We start from the raw sequence: 15843 nt of genomic DNA on the forward strand, positions 1-15843 counted from the left end.
CCCCTTTGCCACGGTGGGTGGTTGGGGCCACTGTCCCGCGAGGGGTCAGGCGTCGTCCAGACCTCGTTCTATCGCGTACCGCACCAGCTCCACCCGGTTGTGCAGCTGGAGCTTGCCCAGGGTGTTCTGTACGTGGTTCTGCACGGTGCGGTGGGAGATGACGAGGCGTTCGGCGATCTGCTTGTAACTCAGGCCCTTGGCGACCAGGCGCAGCACCTCGGTCTCACGGTCGGTGAGCCGGGGCGCCCCGGGCTCGCCGGTCGCCGCGGCCGGGGCCGGTTCGGAGGCGAGGCGGCGGTACTCGCCGAGGACCAGTCCGGCCAGTCCCGGGGTGAAGACCGGGTCGCCGAGGGCCGTGCGGCGCACCGCGTCCTGCAACTCCTCGGTGGAGGCCGACTTCAGCAGGTATCCGGTCGCGCCGGACTTCACCGCCTCCAGCACGTCGGCGTGCTCCCCGCTCGCGGAGAGCACGAGGACGCGCAGCTTCGGGTCGGCGCCGACGACCTCCTTGCAGACCTGGACGCCGGGCTTGCCCGGCAGGTTGAGGTCGAGCACGAGGACGTCGGGCGCGGCGGCCCGGGCCCGGCGCACGGCCTGGTCGCCGTCGCCAGCGGTGGCGACCACGTCGAAGCCGGACTCGGCCAGGTCCCGGGCGACGGCGTCGCGCCACATCGGGTGGTCGTCGACCACCATGACCTTGATCGGCTCCTGTCGCTCGGTCATCGGTCTGCCGCCTTCCCCCGCGCGGTGGCGCTGGTTTCCTGAGCTGCCTTGGGTGCCTTCAGTTCGACCTCCGTGCCCTGGCCGGGCACCGAGACCAGCTCGGCCGTGCCGCCGAGTTCGCGCAGCCGGCCCCGGATCGACAGGGCCACGCCGAGGCGCCCTTCGCCCTCGGCCTCGGCGAGCCGCCCCTCCGGGATGCCGGGCCCTTCGTCGCGGACGGTGACGATCACCTCGTCCGGCTCGTCCTCGACCAGGATCCACGCGCGCGCCTGCTCACCGACGTGCTTGCGGACGTTGTCCAGGGCGGCGCCCACGGCGGCCGCGACCTCCCGGGCCGCGAGGGGGGCCAGCAGGACCGGCGCGCCCGGCTCGGCGAGGTTCACGAGGGAACCGGCGTACGGGGCGAGCAGGGCGCGCAGATCGACGGGACCGTCCGGATCGTCCCGCTCCGGTTCCTCCACCGCGCGTACGAGGGCGCCCTCGGCGGCGTCCTCCGACACCCGGGAGACGGGCACCAGACCGCCGGAGACCAGCGTGCGCAGCGCCACCTCCTGCTCACCGGCCATCCGGCCCAGCTCGGCCGCCTCGCCGCCGATGACGGCGCCGCGCCGCTGCACCATCGCCAGCACCTGGAGCACGCTGTCGTGGATGTCCCGGGCGAGCCGCTCCCGCTCCCTGGTCGCCGCCTCGATCTCCAGGGCGCGGGCGAGGGTGCGCTCGGAGGCGCGGGCCACCTCGACGACGTAGCCGATCGCGATGGAGGCGACCCAGACGAGGATGACGTTGTGGACGGTGTCGCGGGCGGGGCTGCCGCGTTCGACCAGGTTGGCGACGGCGACGAGGGTGGAGGCGACGGCCGCCCAGCGCCAGCCGCCCTTGATGGCGAAGGCCAGGACGGAGCCGGCGGTCCATATCGACGGCAGGGTCGGGCCGCCGTCCATGACCCGTTCGTGGGCGTCGGCGAACGGCGTGAGCAGGATGCCGGTCAGCGCGATGGTGAGGTCGGCGGCGAGGAACCGCTTGGTGCAGCTGGCCGCGCCAGCGACCTTGGGAAGGGTCGCCAGGGTCCAGACGAAGAGGACGGCGTAGTAGGCGACGGCGAGCCAGGGGCGGGCGAAGCCGGAGTAGGCGGTGGTGAAGAAGCCGATCGCGTACAGCATGGTGAGCACGCGGTAGCCCGCGAGCGCGCGCCACAGCGGCTGCTCGACCGACATCCTCATGACTCTCTCGCGCCTGGCCATGTCCCCCCGTCCTACGGCCCGTACGGTCCGCTGCCCGGCCCCCGGCCGCTAGCGGTCGCCGGCGGTCCGGTCCTGCTCGGCCGCCGCCTTCTCCTTGGCGGTCTGTTCCTTCTCCGCCTGGGCGAGCGCGGCCTTCGCGGCCTTGCCCGCCTCCTTCTCGGCCTTCGCCGCCTCCGCGAGCTGCCGCTTCATGGCGGTCGCGTACATGTCGACGTACTCCTGACCGGAGAGCTTCATGATCTCGTACATGACCTCGTCGGTCACCGCGCGGAGCACGAAGCGGTCGTGCTCCATGCCCTGGTAGCGGGTGAAGTCCAGGGGCTTGCCGATCCGGATGCCGGGCCGCATCAGCTTCGGCATCACCTGGCCGGGCGGCTGGATCTTCTCGGTGTCGATCATGGCGACCGGGACGACGGGCGCACCGGTGGCGAGCGCCACGCGCGCGAGGCCGCCCGGCTTGCCCCGGTAGAGCCGGCCGTCCGGGGAGCGCGTGCCCTCGGGGTAGATGCCGAACAGCTCGCCCCGCTCCAGTACGTCTATGCCGCTCTTGATGGCGGCCTCGCCCGCGCCGCGTGCCCCGGAGCGGTCCACGGGCAGCTGGCCGACCCCTTTGAAGAAGGCGGCGGTCAGCCGGCCCTTGACCCCGGGAGTGTTGAAGTACTCGGCCTTGGCGATGAAGGTCACCTTGCGGTCCAGGACGGCCGGCAGGAAGAACGAGTCGGAGAACGACAGGTGGTTGCTCGCCAGAATGGCGGGGCCGTCGGCCGGGATGTGCTCCATGCCTTCCACCCAGGGCCGGAAGGCGAGCTTCAGCGACCCTCCGATGGTGAGCTTCATCGTGCCGTACAACACCCCAGTGCCTCCCGTGTCCGTGGGTCCGACCTTATCCCGGGGCACCGTCAATGGCCCCGACGGCCCTGGTCGGTGTCAGTGCGGTCGCGTACGGTGAAGTACCCGCGAGTACCGCCGCGAAGTACCCGCGAGTACCGCACCGCGTCCATCGCACCCGACGGTCCGGCTGTGCCGGCCCCCCTGACGACAGGAGACCGAGACGTGCCGGTCCTGCCCGGAGCCGAGCCGTTCCGCCACGAGGGCGGTGAGGTCGGCGTCCTCCTCTGCCACGGCTTCACCGGTTCCCCGCAGTCGCTGCGCCCCTGGGCCCAGTACCTCGCCGCGCGCGATCTGACCGTGGCGCTGCCACTGCTGCCCGGGCACGGCACGAGCTGGCAGGACATGCAGGTCACCGGCTGGCAGGACTGGTACGCGGAGGTGGACCGCGAGCTGCGTGCCCTGCGGGAGCGCTGCGCGCGCGTCTTCGTGGCCGGCCTGTCCATGGGCGGCGCGCTGGCCCTGCGGCTCGCCGCCAAGCACGGGGACGCGGTGTCGGGCGTCGTGGTCGTCAACCCGGCGAACCGGATGCACGGCGTGGCCCAGCACGCCCTTCCCGTCGTGCGCCATCTGCTGCCCGCGACGAAGGGCATCGCCAGCGACATCGCCAAGCCGCTCAGCTCGGAGCTGGGGTACGACAAGGTGCCGCTGCACGCGGCGCACTCGCTGCGCAGGTTCTTCCGTCTCGCCGACGGCGACCTGCCGCAGGTGACCCAGCCCCTGCTGTTGTTGCGCAGTCCGCAGGACCATGTGGTGCCGCCGGCCGACTCGGCCCGCATCCTCGGCCGGGTCTCGTCGACGGACGTCACGGAGATCCTGCTGGAACAGAGCTACCACGTGGCGACGTTGGACCACGATGCGGACCGGATCTTCGCGGAGAGCGTCGCGTTCATCGGCCGGCTCGCGCCCGGTTCCGTCGGGGAGCCGGAGCCCGGTCTCGGCAAGGAAGGGACGGCCGCAGGTGGCTGAGCACGACTCCGACCGCGAGGACCGCGAGGAGCGCGAGGAGCGGGACCTGGAACGGGAGCGGGAGCACCGCGAGGGACAGGAGCGCGCGGCGGACCGCGCGCCCGAGGAGCAGGGCGTGCCCATCGACGAGGACGCCGCCTGGGCCGCGATCGTCGCCGGGTACGGGGACGAGCCGCCGGACCCGCCGGGCGCGAAGCCGTTCAAGTCGGTGGAGGACCTGGCGCTCCTGGAACCGGAGACCAACGACGACAGACCCGAGACGGACCGCCCCGAGACGGACCGCCCCGCGGCGGACCGGCCGGCCTCGGCCCGGCCCCTGGGCGGCTCCGTGGCGTTCGCCCCGGGTGTCGGCCCGCGCGACCACACCCTGGCCGAGCCCTCGGACGACGAGCTCGGCGAGGACGGTGACATCGGCGAGGACGACGAGGGCCACTTCGTACCGCCCGAGCCGCCCCCGCTTCCCGAGGGCGACCCCACCGCGAAGTTCGCCTGGCTGGGCGTGCTCGGCGGCCCCGTGCTGCTCCTGCTGGCGGTGGTGCTCGGCTGGGACATGACCTGGTGGCTGCAGACCCTCAGCATCGGCGGCTTCCTCGGCGGCTTCGCCACGCTGGTCATGCGGATGCGGACGGGCGACGAGGACGACGACGATCCGGGGCGGGGCGCGGTGGTCTAGGGCCTGTCAGACAGACGCGGGAACGCGGAGGGCGGTCAGGACCGGGAGGTGGTCCGTGGCCGCCCTCAGGTCGTCCTCGGCCACCCCGGGGAGCCCGAGCGGCACCCCGCAGCCCAGGACCTCGATGCCCTCCGTGACGAAGACCGCGTCGATCCGCCGGTCGGGACCGGTGGCGGAGAAGGTGTACTCGCCGCCCCAGGGCTCGGCGGTCCAGCAGTCCCGCAGACCGTCGCCGAGCCGCCGGAAGGTGCGGCCGCCGGGACGCTCGTTCAGGTCGCCGCCCGCCACGGCGTGCGTCACGCCCAGGCCGGCGAGCCGGTCGAGGAGCAGGCCGGCCTGCTCGTACCGCTCGTCCGCCTCCAGTGACAGGTGGCAGCTCAGGACGCCGAGGCGGGCCCCGCCGATCCGGACCACCGCGGTGGCGAGGCCGCGGCGGTGCCGGCCGGGGGTGAGCGGGAGCAGCACGTCCTCGGTGCGCTCCACGGTGGCGCGCAGGGAGCACAGCAGCGCGGGCCCGGCGGCGGTGCCGCCCCCGGACAGGAGTACCAGCCCGGACGCGGCGGCAAGGCGGGTGAGCTTCTTGCGCCAGCGGAAGAACCGGGGAGCCTCCTGGAGGAGGACGAGGTCGGGGGCGCAGGCCGCGATCACGCGGGCGAGGGCGTCGGTGTCGTCGCGCATCGAGCGGATGTTGTAGCTGAGGACCCGGATGACGGCGGAACCGTCGGGTTCGGTGCGGGAGTTGGGGAGCGGCTGGAGGGACGTTGCCATGGGGTCAATTTACGGGAGCGGAGGCCGGACGCCCGACAGCGCGGGGCGCGAGGATCCTGGGCGACTGCCGGTTCGTCGTGGCGTGTCGCGCCCGCGGGGCGGAGCCCTGAATGGACTCCGCCCCGCGCCCCTTCAAGGACGTGCGAGCGCCGTACGCCTACATGATCGGGTCGGGCTCCCGGGCCAGGTCGGCCGCGCCGACGAGGCCGGCCTTGTTGCCGAGCCGGGCGGCGACCACGTCGGCGACCGGGCGCCAGTTGCCGCCGACCAGCCACCGCTTGTACGACTTGCGGATCGGGTCGAGGACCAGGTCGCCCTCGTCGGAGAGGCCGCCGCCGACGATGAAGGCGGACGGGTCGAAGAGGGAGGCCAGGTCGGCGAGGCCGGCGCCGGCCCAGCGGGCCAGCTCGCGGTAGGAGTCGACCGCGACCGGGCAGCCCTGGCGGGCGGCGACCGAGATGTGCTTGCCCTCGATGCCGTCGGGGGTGCCGTCGCCGAGCGCGAGCAGCACCTCGGCGCGCTCGGGGGTGGCGTTGGCGCGCTGCTTGGCGTAGCGCACGAGGGCGCGGCCGGAGGCGTACTGCTCCCAGCAGCCCTGCGAGCCGCAGCCGCACAGCAGGCCGTCCGGCACCATGCGGATGTGGCCGAACTCGGCGGCCACGCCGAAGTGGCCGCGGCGCAGCTTGTTGCCGATGATGATGCCGCCGCCGAGGCCGGTGCCGAGGGTGATGCAGATGACGTTGCGGTGGCCCTTGCCGCCACCGAACTTGTACTCGCCCCAGGCCGCGGCGTTGGCGTCGTTCTCCACGACGACCGGGAGGCCGACGCGGGCCTCGACCTTCTCCTTGAGCGGCTCCTGGCGCCAGTCGATGTTGGGCGCGAAGTAGACCGTGGAGCGCTGCCGGTCGACGTATCCGGCGGCGCCGATGCCGACGCCGACGATCTCGTGCCCCACGCGAGCACCCTCCACCGCGGAGGCGATGGCGTCCACGATGGCCTCGGGCGTGGTGGGGGTCGGCACCTTGTGGGTCGAGAGGATGTTGCCTTCCTCGTCGACCACGCCGGCCGCGATCTTCGTGCCGCCGATGTCGACGCCGATGGTGAGTCCCATGAATCCCTCAGTTCGGTCGAGCCCCGCTAGGGCCAACCGTACCCGAGGGCGGTGTCAGTCCAAGTCGATGCGCTGGCCCGGGCCGGTGCCCTCGTCGCCGTCGTCGCGTCCGGTGTCGCCTGCGTCGTCACGCGGTTCGTCCAGGTCGCGGGGGTCGCGGGGGTCGTCCCCCGAGGCCCCGGCGGTCCAGCGGCGCTCCTGGTTCTGGACGGCGGAGCGGTAGGCGGCGAGGAGTTCGCCGCCGGCGGCGGCGAGGTGGTCGAAGACGTCCGGGTTGCGCTCGATGACCGGTTCGACGGCGGCCTTGGCCTGCTGGACGACCTGTCGGACCACCTGCTGGGCGGCCGGTCCGGCGACCTGGCCGAACAGCGGGGACTGGAGGCCGGCCAGCTTGTCCGCGACGGTGTCGACGAGCCGGCGCAGCTCCTCGGCGGCCGAGCCGGACGGCGGCCCGTACTCGGCCCGGCGGCGGGCCTTCTCCGCCTCCAGGTCCTCGGCGCACGCCGTCGCCCAGGCGTCGGCGTCGGCCGGCCGTGTTGCGCCGGCCCCGTCGACCGCGTCGGCCTCGTCGGGGCGAGGGGCCTCGGACGGGGGGAGCTCTTCGCTCATGACGGACTCCTGACTACGGTTCGTCCTTACGACGTTACCCGAACGGGTGCGGCGCGTTCAGCGGCTCCGCGGCCACAGCCTCGGGTCCGGCGCGAACCGGACGGCGAGCGTGCCCTCCCGCAGGGCGGCCCCGTCGACCGTGCAGCGGCGCAGCGCGGACGGCAGCGGCACGATCCGGCGGAACGGCCCGGCGGTGACGACCAGTTCGTCACCGCGGCGGACCAGGTCGAGCTCGTCGCGTGCGGCGCCGGGCAGCGGGATGTTCCAGACCAGCACGCCGTCCTCGGCCAGCCGGTCGGTGACGGGCCACTCGACCGGGGGGACGCCCCCGTTGACGCCCGGCGCGTCGAGCGCCGCCAGGTCGTCCCCGCCGCGCGGGTCCCGTCCGAGGTGGGCGACGGTGCGGACGTCGTACGTACCCTGCCACTCCTCCAGCGTCTTGCGCTGCTGGGTGAGGGGGCCGGTGAGCCAGCTGTCCGCCGGGGTGTCCTCGGGCAGGACGCGGTTGGCGACCAGCAGGTCGGTGCGCAAACCCCGCAGGGCGAGGCCGAGGGTGGCGGAGCGGACGGCGTCCAGACCGGCCGGGCCCGGCTCGGCGACCAGCCGTACGACGGTGTTCCGGTCGGCGACGACGGCTTCCGCGGCGGCGAGTTCCAGGTCCCAGCGGGCGGCGGCCTCGTAGAGCGCCTCGGCGGGCATGGGGACGCCGGCGAGCCGGCCGAGGACGGGGCGCAGGGCACGGGCCGCCTGCCGCTCGGGCGGCAGGAGACGGCGCAGGTAGCGGCGCAGTTCCTCGGGCAGGGCGAGTAGCGCGAGGGCGCGCGGCGCGGGCGGGAGGTCGACGACGAGGAGTTCGTGTCGATCGGGGCCCTCGGCGAGGGCGGCGTCGCGCAGGGCACGCAGCAGGGCGAGTTCGCCGGCGCCGGGCAGGGGGGTGAGTTCCTCGGGGTCGAGGCGGCCGGCGCCGAGGAGGTCGAGCGCGGAGGCGGCGCGGTCCTGGAGGGCGGCGAGGCCGTCCCGGAACCCCTTCGCGGCGTCGGGCCGCCAGGCGGTGAGGCGGGGCTCGACGGTGATCGGAGCGGGTCCGCCGGTGGGCATCCCGAGCACGGCGCCGAGGGTGTCGTCGCGGTCGGCGCCGAGGAGCAGGGTGCGGGTGCCCTGCCGGGCGGCGGCGAGCGCGGTGGCGGCGGCGACGGTGGTACGGCCGCTGCCGCCGGGGCCCGTGATCAGGATGGTGCGCATGAGGCTGAACGGTACCGGTGCCTCGGCGGCGCCGGGTGCGGGTGCCGGGGGGCGGCCCGGCGTCGCGGGGTGCCGCTGCCGCTGCGCCCGCCCGTGCCGCCCTGCGGCACGACTGCCCGCGGCTACGCCGACTCGACTCGCTTCTTCAGGCCCGCCAGTGCCCGGTCGATGATGACCTTTTCCGCCTTGCGCTTGATCATGCCCAGCATCGGGATCTTGACGTCGACCGTGAGCCGGTAGGTGACCTCCGTGCCCGTGCCGGCCGGGCGGAGCAGATAGGAGCCGTCCAGGGAGCGCAGCATCTGGGACTTCACCAGCGTCCAGGACACCTCGTGCTCACCGGTCCAGGTGTACCCCAGCGTCTGGTCGTCCTTGATCGCCCCGGCGTCCATGACGAGTCGGACCTGCTCGGCACGCCCCTGCGCGTCGGTCGCGAGGACCTCCGCCTCCTTCACCTCACCGGTCCAGTCCGGGTAGCGGGCGAAGTCGGCGATCACCGCCATGACGTCGGCCGGTGCCGCCTCGATCGTGATGCTCGAGCTGGTGTGTTCCGCCATCGCTGTGGCTCCTCCAGATGCGGGCCGGTACTGAGGGTCGTCGTGCGCCGGATCGTCGTGCGCCCGTGGCACGCACGTGTGTGCCGCGTGAAGGCTATCGCGCACGGGCAGCGCGAATGTCACCACCTACCTGCGCAAGTCCGGCCACCGCGACGCCCCCGGCTCACCACTCCAGCGCCCACGGCCGCCCCGTCGACGCGAAGTGCCCGACGTTCACGCACTCGGTGGCCCCGATCCGCATCCGGCGCGCCAGCGGCTGGTGCACGTGCCCGAACAGGGCGTAGCGGGGGCGGGTGCGGCGGATCGCGTCCAGCAGCGCGCGGCTGCCCCGCTCGAAGCGCCGCGCCACCGTGTCGTAGACCAGTTCCGGCACCTCCGGCGGGATGTGCGTGCAGAGCACGTCCACCTCGCCGACGGCCTCGATCTTCGCCGCGTACTCCTCGTCGCCGATCTCGTAGGGCGTGCGCATCGGGGTGCGCAGGCCGCCGCCGACGAAGCCGAAGACCCGGCCGCCGATCTCCACCCGCTCACCGTCGAGCACGGTGGTGCCGGGGCCGGCGTACTCCCGCCACAGGGGCGGCATGTCGACGTTGCCGTAGGTGGCGTACGTCGGGGTGGGGAAGGCGGCGAACAGCTCGGCGTACTGCTTGCGCACCGCCCCCTCGATCAGCTCGCGCCGGTCCCCGCCGACGCCGGCCCACAGCCGCGCCTGGAACTCCTGCGCCTCGGCGAAGCGGCGGGCGGTGCGCAGCTCGACGATGCGGTCGGCGTTCGCGGCGCCGAACAGGTCGGGGAAGATGCCGCGCGTGTGGTCGGCGTAGTCGAGGAAGAGGACCAGGTCACCGAGGCAGATCAGGGCGTCGGCGCCCTCACCGGCCCTGGCCAGGTCGCGGGCGTTGCCATGGACGTCGCTGACCACATGGACGCGCGTCCTTCTGTTACCGGGCGGTGTGGGTGCCATGACGATCAAGCGTAAGCAGCGCGTGCCTCCTGTGAACAGTGGCGGTGGGACCTGCGGTTACTGGCTGGTCGGTTGATCCGTCGACTACTGTGCGCAAAGGAAACCCCATCCGTGTGACGCAGCGAACATCTCGCGGGGACCCCCTGTCGGAGAAGGCATACCGGCGGGTAACGTCCGGGCAGTCCAGTCGTGCTCTGGTTTTCAACATGTGAATCGGCATGTGATCCAACATCTGATCAGCATGTGTTCTCCCGAGCACTTGCCCGAGCCTTGGACCGCACCGTCGCATCGCACAACGTCGTGGCGCCGGCGCCTTATGAGGAGCAGCAGTCTTGCGCGAGTTCAGCCTTCCGGCTTTGTACGAGGTCCCTGCGGACGGAAATCTGACCGACATCGTCCGCAGAAACGCCGCGCAGCACCCGGACGTCGCCGTCATCTCCCGCAAGGTGGCCGGCGCGTGGCAGGACGTGACCGCCCGCGACTTCCTCACCGAGGTGCAGGCCGCCGCCAAGGGCCTCATCGCCTCCGGGGTCCAGCCGGGCGACCGGGTCGGCCTGATGTCCCGTACGCGCTACGAGTGGACCCTGCTGGACTTCGCGATCTGGTGCGCGGGCGCGATCACCGTGCCGGTGTACGAGACCAGCTCGCCCGAGCAGGTGCAGTGGATCCTCAGCGACTCGGGTGCCACGGCGTGCGTCGTGGAGTCGGCCGGGCACGCCGCCACCGTCGAGTCGGTGCGCGAGCGGCTGCCCGCCCTGAAGCACGTCTGGCAGATCGACTCCGGGGCCGTGGAGGAGCTGGGGCGCCTGGGCCAGGACGTCACGGACCAGGCCGTCGAGGAGCGCGGCTCGATCGCGAAGGCCGACGACCCGGCGACCATCGTCTACACCTCCGGCACCACCGGCCGCCCCAAGGGCTGCGTGCTCACCCACCGCAGCTTCTTCGCCGAGTGCGGGAACGTGGTGGAGCGGCTGCGGCCGCTCTTCCGCACCGGTGAGTGCTCCGTCCTCCTCTTCCTCCCGCTCGCCCACGTCTTCGGCCGCCTCGTCCAGGTCGCGCCGATGATCGCGCCGATCAAGCTGGGCTGCGTCCCCGACATCAAGGACCTCACCGACGAGCTGGCCGCGTTCCGGCCCACGCTGATCCTCGGTGTGCCGCGCGTCTTCGAGAAGGTCTACAACTCGGCGCGCGCCAAGGCGCAGGCCGACGGCAAGGGCAAGATCTTCGACAAGGCCGCGGACACGGCGATCGCGTACAGCAAGGCCCTGGACACCCCCTCGGGCCCGTCCGTCGGCCTGAAGATCAAGCACAAGGTCTTCGACAAGCTCGTCTACAGCAAGCTCCGCACGGTCCTCGGCGGACGCGGCGAGTACGCCATCTCCGGTGGCGCCCCGCTCGGTGAGCGGCTCGGTCACTTCTTCCGCGGCATCGGCTTCACCGTCCTGGAGGGCTACGGCCTGACCGAGTCCTGCGCGGCCACCGCCTTCAACCCCTGGGACCGGCAGAAGATCGGCACGGTCGGCCAGCCGCTGCCCGGCTCCGTGGTGCGCATCGCGGACGACGGGGAGGTGCTGCTGCACGGCGATCACCTGTTCAAGGAGTACTGGAACAACCCGGGCGCGACCGCCGAGGCGCTGGCCGACGGCTGGTTCCACACCGGCGACATCGGCACCCTCGACGAGGACGGCTATCTTTCGATCACCGGCCGCAAGAAGGAGATCATCGTCACCGCCGGCGGCAAGAACGTCGCCCCGGCCGTCATAGAGGACCGCATCCGCGCGCACGCGCTGGTCGCGGAGTGCATGGTGGTCGGTGACGGGCGGCCGTTCGTGGGCGCGCTGGTCACCATCGACGAGGAGTTCCTCGGCCGGTGGTGCGCGGACCACGGCAAACCGGCCGGTTCGACGGCGGCGTCGCTGCGGGAGGACCCGGATCTGCTCGCCGCGGTCCAGTCGGCGATCGACGACGGCAACGCGGCGGTCTCCAAGGCGGAGTCGGTGCGGAAGTTCCGTGTGCTGTCCGCCCAGTTCACGGAGGACTCGGGGCATCTGACGCCGTCGCTGAAGCTGAAGCGGAGTGTCGTCGCCAAGGACTATGTGGACGAGATCGAGGCGATCTACTCCAAGTAGGGGGGCGCGTACCGGGGTGCCCCTCGTCGGCGTCGCCGTGGGCGGGTGCGGATGCGGGTGCGTGGTGGCTTGTCGCGCCCGCGCGGCGGAGCCGCACCGCGACACAGCCTCGCGCCCCTTGCCGGGGCGCTGCTCTACAGGAGTGTTCTCAAGTGCTCCGCCAGCAGGTCCCAGCGCCACTTCTCCTCGACCCAGGTCCGGCCGCGCTCGCCCATGCGGCGGCGTAGTTCCGGGTCGCCGAGGAGGGTGACGACGCGGTCGGCGGCCTGTTCCTCGTCGCTGCCGCGCACCACCCAGCCGGTCTCTCCGTCGAGTACGGCGTCGGGAGCCCCGCCGGAGTCGCCCGCGACCACGGGCAGGCCGGTCGCGGAGGCCTCCAGGTAGACGATGCCGAGGCCCTCGACGTCCAGGCCGCCCCGGCGGGTCCGGCACGGCATGGCGAAGACGTCGCCGGCGCCGTAGTGCGCGGGCAGCTCGGACCAGGGGACGGCGCCGGTGAAGTGGACGGAGTTGGCGACGCCGGTCTCGGCGGCGAGGCGGCGCAGGTCCTTCTCGTAGGGGCCGCCGCCGACGATCAGCAGTACGGCGTCGGGCTCGGCGGCGAGGATGCGGGGCATCGCCCGGATCAGGGTGTCCTGGCCCTTGCGCGGCACCAGCCGCGAGACGCACACCACGACCGGCCGCTCGGACAGTCCGAGCCGGGCCCGCACCTCGTCGCCGCCGCTGCCCGGGTGGAACGTCTTCTCGTCGACACCGGGCGGCAGCCGCACCATCCGCGCGGCGGCGTCCGGGGCGAGCGCGCCCGCGATCCGCGAGCGCGTGTACTCGCCGAGGTAGGTGATCGTGTCCGTCGACTCCCCGATCCGGCGCAGCAGTCGCCGGGCGGCGGGCAGCTGGGCCCACCCTGCCTCGTGGCCGTGGGTGGTGGCGACGATCCGCTCGGCCCCCGCCTTCCGGAGCGCCGGCGCCATCAGCCCGAGGGGCGCCGCCGCCCCGAACCACACCGACGTGCACCCGTGCTCGCGCAGCAGCCCGACGGCCCGCCGGGTCGCGCCCGGTGTCGGCAGCAGCATCGTCGTACGGTCCCGTACGACCGTGAAGGGCTGCTCGGCGTCGAAGGCGGCGGTGGCCTCGGTGCCCTCCCGGCCGCGCTTCCAGGTGGAGGCGTAGACGACGAGCCGCTCGGGGTCCAGCCGCAAGGCCATGTTGTGCAGGAAGGCCTGGATGCCGCCCGGGCGGGGCGGGAAGTCGTTCGTCACGATCAAGGTCTTGCGCATCGCCGCCGACCCTACCGAACCCGTCGCGCGGCGCGGGGCCCGGTGCCTCCGGTGGCACACGCACAGGTGTCCGGGTCATCATGGCCGCGAAGCACGGCACGCGGACGGGCAGGGAGCACGTGGAGACGACGGACGCGAGGCGGCCCGCGGCGTGGCTGCTGACGGCCTGGGGCGCCACGCGGCTGGTGCTGCTGCTGTTCGTGCTGAAGGTGCTGGTCTTCCCCGGTCCGGACGTCACCGGCGACGTGTCCGTCATCTACCGGGACTGGTACGAGGTCCTGCGCACCGGAACGTTTCCGCTGGACGACGTCACCTGGCAGTACCCGCCCGCGGCGGCCTTCGCGATCCTCTCCCCCGCGCTGCTGCCCTTCCTGGAGTACGCGACGGCCTTCTTCGTCCTGGCCTGTGCCGTGGACCTGGCCGTCCTCGCCCTGCTGTGGCACGCGGGCCGGGGCACCGGGCGCTCGTCGCGCGGTGCGTGGGTGTGGGTGGCGGGCGTTCCGCTGCTCGGTCCGACGGTGTACGCCCGCTACGACGTGATGGTCACCGCCGTCGCGGTGGCGGCGCTGCTCGCCGCCGGCCGGCATCCGCGCGTGGCGGGGGCCCTGGCGGCGCTCGGGGCGCTGCTGAAGGTGTGGCCGGCACTGGTGCTCCTCGGGATGCGCGGGCGGGCGCCGTGGGCCGCCGCGGCGCTGAGCGGGGCCGGGCTTGCGGCGCTGTTCGCCGCGACGATGCCGGGGGCGTTCGCGTTCCTGACGTTCCAGCGCGACCGGGGCACCGAGGTGGAGTCACTGGGCTCGCTGGTCTTCCACGTCGCCCGGCACTTCGGCTGGGACGGCGAGGTGCTGCTCAACTACGGCTCGGTCGAGTTCCTCGGCCCGTACGTGGGCGCGGTGAGCACGGTCGCCCTCGCACTGACCGCGACGGCGTTCGGCTGGCTGCTGCTGTGGCGGCTGGCGGCCACGCGCTTCGCGGCGCACACGGCGGCGGACGCGGCCTTCGTGGCGGTGCTGATGTTCACGGTCACGAGCCGGGTGATCAGTCCGCAGTACCTGGTGTGGCTGATCGGCCTCGCCGCGGTCTGCCGGTGCTTCCGGGCGAGCCGCATGCGGGTCCCGGTCGCCCTGGTGCTGGCGGCGAGCCTGGTGACGGTGCTGGAGTTCCCGGTCTGGTTCGCCGAGGTCGTCGCGAGCGACCCGCTCGGCATCGCCCTGCTCGTCGTCCGCAACGGCCTGCTGGTCGCCGCGGCGCTCCTCGCGGCCCGCGCCCTGTGGCGCGACACGGCACCGCGCGGGACACCCGTACCGACGCCGCCGTCCCGCGCCGCCCGCCCCGACAAGGCACCGGCCTCCCCTTGAGCGGACGGCGTCCGCACCGACCCGTGGGGCGACGCGAGCGGAGCGGCCTCAGTCGAACTGCGCCCGCAGATACTCCCGCCACCGTGCCGTGAACTCCTCCGGCGTCGTCGCGAGCACCTCGTTCATCGCGTCCTCGACCGCGCCCGCGCGCTTCTCGTGCGCGCCGACGGCGCGGTAGAAGGCGTCCAGGCGGTCCTCGCCCCACAGGTCGGCGATCATGCGGCAGGCCAGCCAGCCGCCCTCGTAGGCGCGGGCCAGTCCGCCCGCGTCGGCGGTGAAGCCGAAGTCCTCGTCGGTCGGGAGACTCGCGGGCACGCGGCCCTCGGCGACCGCGCCGGCCAGCTCGGGGGCGGCCTCGGCGGGGGTGCGGTCGCCGTCGCGGTAGCCGACCCAGTCCGCGTAGCCCTCGGACAGCCACAGCGGGGTGGCGGCGGTGGTGTCGGCGCGGGTGGCGACGTGGGTGGTCTCGTGGGTGAGCACGACCTGTTTGCCCAGGTCGCCGAGGAGCCCGTACGCGTCGGGATTGACGATGATCCGGTCCGCCGGGGCCTGCTCCCGGCCGCCCGTCTCGCCGGTGGTGACCGCCGCGATGCCCCGGTAGGAGGAGGCGGGCGAGCCGAGCAGGCCCGCCATCCCCTCCAGCGACTTCGGCACCAGTACGACGACCCGGCGGGCCCAGTCGCCGTCCCAGGCGTCCGACACGGCCGGCACCGCCCGGTCGGCCAGGTCCGCGTAGCCGCGCAGCGCCCCGGTGGACTGACCGACGCCGAGCACGAGGCTGTGCGTCCCCCGGACGACCTCGACCGCGCCCTGGTCCCACGGCTGCTGGCCGGACCGCTTCGCGGGCCGGTCGGAGTCGACGGTCCACCGCCCGTCCGCACCGTCCCGGCTCAGCCGCAGGGTGCGGCCGGTGGTGACGGGGCCCCGGTCGTGGCCCTCGACGCGGTAGCGCAGCTCGACGTCGGCGGTGGCGGTGTCCCCGGTGCGGTCCACGCCGGTCACGCGGTACGACCAGGCGGCCAGCGGCACCTCGCGCAGGTTGTCGAAGCCGGCCCCGGTGCCCGTACGCGTGTAGGCCGCCCGGTCGTGGTCGAGGACGGCTTCCGCACGCCGGTCCAGTACCCGCTGCACCTCGGCCGGGACGGGGTCGGCGGCGGCCCGGCCGCCGCAGGCCACGAGGGAGACGAGCAGCAGGCACAGCGCCACCACCGAGGAACCCGACACCCGCCTTCGACCAGCCACCTCCCGATCGTACGGGCGTCCGGCCGAAGGGGGCAGCGGGCGGAGGGACCGAAGGGCCGCGAGGCCCAGGCCCGGTGACCGAGAAGGTCAGACCC

Annotated in this window: 15 protein-coding genes; 4 read left to right on the top strand and 11 right to left on the bottom strand. The window is 73.5% G+C overall.

Translation table 11 applies throughout. From position 1 onward, the window contains the following. Positions 1-45: 45 nt before the first annotated feature. From ACIQ6R_RS09795 to ACIQ6R_RS09805, 3 genes are read right to left on the bottom strand one after another with little or no spacing between them, the layout of a single operon-like run. Complete coding sequence (locus ACIQ6R_RS09795) at positions 46-723, bottom strand: response regulator (RefSeq protein WP_404174374.1); 678 nt, start codon at positions 721-723, stop codon at positions 46-48. Further along, positions 720-1964 (bottom strand): MacS family sensor histidine kinase, encoded by a 1245-nt coding sequence (macS, locus tag ACIQ6R_RS09800; protein WP_404220020.1) that lies wholly within the window; start codon positions 1962-1964, stop codon positions 720-722. The genes ACIQ6R_RS09795 and macS overlap by 4 nt, the downstream gene beginning before the upstream one ends. Positions 1965-2012: 48 nt before the next feature. Continuing rightward, positions 2013-2801: a lysophospholipid acyltransferase family protein gene (locus tag ACIQ6R_RS09805; RefSeq protein ID WP_404174380.1), complete on the bottom strand. Its 789-nt coding sequence runs from the start codon at positions 2799-2801 to the stop codon at positions 2013-2015. Between the two features lie 216 nt (positions 2802-3017). On the opposite strand from ACIQ6R_RS09805, the gene ACIQ6R_RS09810 reads away from it, so the two are divergent. Next, positions 3018-3821 (top strand): alpha/beta hydrolase, encoded by an 804-nt coding sequence (locus ACIQ6R_RS09810; RefSeq protein ID WP_404174383.1) that lies wholly within the window; start codon positions 3018-3020, stop codon positions 3819-3821. Next, positions 3814-4494 (top strand): hypothetical protein, encoded by a 681-nt coding sequence (locus ACIQ6R_RS09815; RefSeq protein ID WP_404220022.1) that lies wholly within the window; start codon positions 3814-3816, stop codon positions 4492-4494. Before ACIQ6R_RS09810 ends, ACIQ6R_RS09815 begins: the two co-directional genes overlap by 8 nt. 6 nt (positions 4495-4500) lie before the next feature. Here ACIQ6R_RS09815 and ACIQ6R_RS09820 read toward each other — a convergent pair whose 3' ends face one another. The 6 genes from ACIQ6R_RS09820 to ACIQ6R_RS09845 all read right to left on the bottom strand — a co-directional run bounded on the left by ACIQ6R_RS09820 (position 4501) and on the right by ACIQ6R_RS09845 (position 9742). Then, positions 4501-5262, bottom strand: coding sequence for an endonuclease/exonuclease/phosphatase family protein (locus ACIQ6R_RS09820; protein WP_404174388.1), 762 nt, complete (start codon positions 5260-5262; stop codon positions 4501-4503). Between the two features lie 157 nt (positions 5263-5419). Next, positions 5420-6373, bottom strand: coding sequence for an ROK family glucokinase (locus tag ACIQ6R_RS09825; protein WP_404174391.1), 954 nt, complete (start codon positions 6371-6373; stop codon positions 5420-5422). 54 nt (positions 6374-6427) lie between these two features. Then, on the bottom strand, positions 6428-6982 hold the full coding sequence (locus ACIQ6R_RS09830; RefSeq protein ID WP_404220024.1) for a DUF5304 domain-containing protein: 555 nt from the start codon (positions 6980-6982) through the stop codon (positions 6428-6430). Positions 6983-7039: 57 nt separating this feature from the next. Continuing rightward, positions 7040-8224, bottom strand: coding sequence for an ArsA family ATPase (locus ACIQ6R_RS09835; protein WP_404220026.1), 1185 nt, complete (start codon positions 8222-8224; stop codon positions 7040-7042). 122 nt (positions 8225-8346) lie between these two features. Further along, positions 8347-8781 carry an SRPBCC family protein gene (locus tag ACIQ6R_RS09840; RefSeq protein ID WP_102930789.1) on the bottom strand — a complete coding sequence of 145 codons (435 nt, stop codon included), beginning with the start codon at positions 8779-8781 and terminating at the stop codon, positions 8347-8349. Between the two features lie 163 nt (positions 8782-8944). After that, positions 8945-9742 (bottom strand): metallophosphoesterase, encoded by a 798-nt coding sequence (locus ACIQ6R_RS09845; RefSeq protein ID WP_404174403.1) that lies wholly within the window; start codon positions 9740-9742, stop codon positions 8945-8947. Between the two features lie 332 nt (positions 9743-10074). Here ACIQ6R_RS09845 and ACIQ6R_RS09850 point away from each other — a divergent pair, with 332 nt between their 5' ends. Further along, the gene (locus tag ACIQ6R_RS09850) at positions 10075-11871 is read left to right on the top strand and encodes an AMP-dependent synthetase/ligase (RefSeq protein WP_404220028.1); all 1797 of its coding nucleotides are present in this window, start codon (positions 10075-10077) and stop codon (positions 11869-11871) included. A 134-nt stretch (positions 11872-12005) separates the two neighbouring features. On the opposite strand, the gene ACIQ6R_RS09855 is transcribed toward ACIQ6R_RS09850, so the two are convergent. After that, complete coding sequence (locus ACIQ6R_RS09855; protein ID WP_404220030.1) at positions 12006-13148, bottom strand: glycosyltransferase family 4 protein; 1143 nt, start codon at positions 13146-13148, stop codon at positions 12006-12008. A 119-nt stretch (positions 13149-13267) separates the two neighbouring features. On the opposite strand from ACIQ6R_RS09855, the gene ACIQ6R_RS09860 reads away from it, so the two are divergent. Beyond that, positions 13268-14506: a glycosyltransferase 87 family protein gene (locus tag ACIQ6R_RS09860; RefSeq protein WP_404220314.1), complete on the top strand. Its 1239-nt coding sequence runs from the start codon at positions 13268-13270 to the stop codon at positions 14504-14506. Between the two features lie 48 nt (positions 14507-14554). Here the strand turns inward: ACIQ6R_RS09860 and ACIQ6R_RS09865 are convergent, their stop codons facing one another. Next, positions 14555-15748, bottom strand: a complete 1194-nt coding sequence (locus tag ACIQ6R_RS09865; RefSeq protein ID WP_404220032.1) for a hypothetical protein — start codon at positions 15746-15748, stop codon at positions 14555-14557. Positions 15749-15843 lie beyond the last annotated feature (95 nt).

The organism is Streptomyces sp. NPDC096048, assembly GCF_044763415.1.
GTDB lineage: Bacteria > Actinomycetota > Actinomycetes > Streptomycetales > Streptomycetaceae > Streptomyces.

Bases quoted from the DNA above. Each gene is read 5' to 3' on its own strand.
- ACIQ6R_RS09795 (WP_404174374.1), bottom strand. From the start codon at position 723: ATGACCGAGCGACAGGAGCCGATCAAGGTCATGGTGGTCGACGACCAC.
- macS (WP_404220020.1), bottom strand. From the start codon at position 1,964: ATGGCCAGGCGCGAGAGAGTCATGAGGATGTCGGTCGAGCAGCCGCTG.
- ACIQ6R_RS09805 (WP_404174380.1), bottom strand. From the start codon at position 2,801: ATGAAGCTCACCATCGGAGGGTCGCTGAAGCTCGCCTTCCGGCCCTGG.
- ACIQ6R_RS09820 (WP_404174388.1), bottom strand. From the start codon at position 5,262: ATGGCAACGTCCCTCCAGCCGCTCCCCAACTCCCGCACCGAACCCGAC.
- ACIQ6R_RS09825 (WP_404174391.1), bottom strand. From the start codon at position 6,373: ATGGGACTCACCATCGGCGTCGACATCGGCGGCACGAAGATCGCGGCC.
- ACIQ6R_RS09830 (WP_404220024.1), bottom strand. From the start codon at position 6,982: ATGAGCGAAGAGCTCCCCCCGTCCGAGGCCCCTCGCCCCGACGAGGCC.
- ACIQ6R_RS09835 (WP_404220026.1), bottom strand. From the start codon at position 8,224: ATGCGCACCATCCTGATCACGGGCCCCGGCGGCAGCGGCCGTACCACC.
- ACIQ6R_RS09840 (WP_102930789.1), bottom strand. From the start codon at position 8,781: ATGGCGGAACACACCAGCTCGAGCATCACGATCGAGGCGGCACCGGCC.
- ACIQ6R_RS09845 (WP_404174403.1), bottom strand. From the start codon at position 9,742: ATGGCACCCACACCGCCCGGTAACAGAAGGACGCGCGTCCATGTGGTC.
- ACIQ6R_RS09855 (WP_404220030.1), bottom strand. From the start codon at position 13,148: ATGCGCAAGACCTTGATCGTGACGAACGACTTCCCGCCCCGCCCGGGC.